The sequence below is a fragment of the Streptomyces sp. NRRL WC-3549 genome (assembly GCF_000721935.1).
Lineage (GTDB): Bacteria > Actinomycetota > Actinomycetes > Streptomycetales > Streptomycetaceae > Streptomyces.
The window spans coordinates 109,223-111,271 of sequence record NZ_KL585391.1 but is presented as its reverse complement, the minus strand read 5'-3'; the positions used below and the strand labels follow the sequence as shown (position 1 = coordinate 111,271).

Annotated in this window: 1 protein-coding gene; it reads left to right on the top strand. The window is 69.3% G+C overall.

The window, feature by feature from the left end; genetic code table 11:
- Positions 1 to 138: 138 nt before the first annotated feature.
- Positions 139 to 2,049: pyruvate, phosphate dikinase (ppdK, locus tag IH13_RS0109065; protein WP_031082698.1), on the top strand; the 1,911-nt coding region annotated here is incomplete at its 3' end.

Genomic DNA, 2,049 nt, shown 5'->3' with positions numbered 1-2,049 from the left:
CCCCCCGCCACTTTGGATCCGCTGGCGGACGGGTGGTCGGAGCCTCGCGACGCGCAAGTAGGCGTACCCAGGCACCTTCGATCTGGGTATGTTCCTCGCCGTCAGGGCAGCCACCGCGTCCTCGAGGAGTCGAGACCCGTGTCGGAAAACAAAGGTCCTCAGAAGTTCGTCTACGACTTCACCGAGGGCAACAAGGATCTGAAGGACCTCCTGGGCGGCAAGGGCGCCAACCTCGCCGAGATGACCAACCTCGGGCTGCCGGTCCCTCCCGGCTTCACCATCACCACCGAGGCGTGCAAGGTCTACCTCGACAGCGGTGACGAGCCGGCCGAGCTGCGCGACGAGGTCGGCGCGCACCTCGCGGCGCTCGAGAGGCGGATGGGCAAGAACCTCGGTCAGGCCGACGACCCGCTGCTGGTCTCCGTCCGCTCCGGCGCCAAGTTCTCGATGCCCGGCATGATGGACACGGTCCTCAACATCGGCCTCTCCGACGAATCCGTCGTCGGGCTCGCCACCCAGGCCGGCGACGAGCGCTTCGCCTGGGACTCCTACCGCCGTCTCATCCAGATGTTCGGCAAGACCGTCCTCGGGGTCGACGGCGACCTCTTCGAGGAGGCGCTGGAGGCGGCCAAGGACGCCAAGGGCGTCACCGTCGACGTGGACCTGGACGCGGCCGACCTGAAGAAGCTGGTCAAGCAGTTCAAGAAGATCGTCGCCCGCGACGCCGGACGGGACTTCCCGCAGGATGCGCGCGAGCAGATGGACCTGGCCATAAAGGCGGTCTTCGACTCGTGGAACACCGACCGGGCCAAGCTCTACCGCCGCCAGGAACGCATCCCCGGCGACCTCGGCACGGCCGTCAACGTCTGCTCGATGGTCTTCGGCAACCTCGGCCCCGACTCCGGTACGGGCGTCGCCTTCACCCGCGACCCGGCCAGCGGCCACCAGGGCGTCTACGGCGACTACCTCCAGAACGCCCAGGGCGAGGACGTCGTCGCGGGCATCCGCAACACCGTGCCGCTCGCGGAGCTGGAGTCGATCGACAAGAACTCCTACGACCAGCTGATGAAGATCATGGAGACGCTGGAGACCCACTACAAGGACCTCTGCGACATCGAGTTCACCATCGAGCGCGGCCACCTGTGGATGCTCCAGACCCGCGTCGGCAAGCGCACCGCCGGGGCCGCCTTCCGGATCGCGACCCAGCTCGTCGACCAGGGCCTCATCGACGAGGCCGAGGCGCTCCAGCGGGTCAACGGCGCCCAGCTCGCCCAGCTGATGTTCCCCCGCTTCGACGACGAGGCGACCACGGTGCTGCTCGGCCGGGGCATCGCCGCGTCCCCGGGCGCCGCCGTCGGCAAGGCCGTCTTCGACTCGTACACCGCCGTCAAGTGGTCGCGGTCCGGTGAGAAGGTCATCCTGATCCGCCGCGAGACCAACCCCGACGACCTGGACGGCATGATCGCCGCCGAGGGCATCCTGACCTCGCGCGGCGGCAAGACCTCGCACGCCGCCGTGGTCGCCCGCGGCATGGGCAAGACCTGTGTATGCGGCGCGGAGGAGATCGAGGTCGACACCAAGCGCCGCCGGCTGACGGTCGGCGACACCGTGGTGGAGGAGGGCGACCTCGTCTCCGTCGACGGCTCCACCGGCAAGGTCTACCTCGGGGAGGTCCCCGTCGTGCCGTCCCCGGTCGTCGAGTACTTCGAGGGCCGCATGCACGCGGGCGCCGACGACGCCGACGAACTGGTCGCCGCCGTGCACCGGATCATGGCCTACGCGGACCGGGTACGCCGGCTGCGTGTACGGGCCAACGCGGACAGCGCCGAGGACGCCCTGCGGGCCCGCCGCTTCGGCGCCCAGGGCATCGGCCTGTGCCGCACCGAGCACATGTTCCTCGGTGAGCGCCGCACGTTGGTCGAGAAGCTGATCCTCGCCGACACCGACGCCGAGCGGGAGACCGCGCTGGGCGACCTGCTGCCGCTCCAACGGGCCGACTTCATCGAGCTGTTCGAGTCGATGGACGGGCTGCCCGTCACGGTACGGCTG